This is a genomic window from Lactobacillus sp. UMNPBX1, from assembly GCF_002554085.1.
Taxonomy (GTDB): domain Bacteria; phylum Bacillota; class Bacilli; order Lactobacillales; family Lactobacillaceae; genus Lactobacillus; species Lactobacillus crispatus.
Genome location: NZ_PCZI01000077.1, coordinates 1 through 372, shown reverse-complemented (window position 1 = coordinate 372; position 372 = coordinate 1). Strand labels below are relative to the sequence as shown.

Sequence of the window (372 nt, the reverse complement as noted above, 5' to 3'; positions counted from 1 at the left end):
ATTACGCAGACTGCCATTTGGGTTTTCCTCAGCATACCGAAAAACAACCTGATGATTCTTTTCAAGGCGGTCAAGTGTCTCTTTATCTGCAAAATAGCTTCCGTCAGCATGAGCAATTGGCAAAGCGATTCGTTCGTGCTTTTCATATTGTTGAGTAAAGATCGTTTCATTATTAACCACTTCCAGGGGAACGGTCTTGCAGACGAACTTTTGACTATCATTCCGCTTTAACGCCCCAGGAAGAAGACCGACTTCAGTTAAAATCTGGAAACCATTGCAGGTTCCAAATACTGGTTTCCCTTCTTCTGCCATCTTGATAACCGCTGGCATAATATTAGTAAAGCGAGCAATTGCCCCCGCTCTTAAGTAGTC

1 protein-coding gene is annotated in these 372 nt (G+C 43.3%); it reads right to left on the bottom strand.

The features are described 5' to 3' along the window. On the bottom strand, positions 1-372 hold a 372-nt coding region (locus tag CP352_RS10880), incomplete at both ends, for a phosphoribosylformylglycinamidine synthase subunit PurQ (protein ID WP_198995332.1).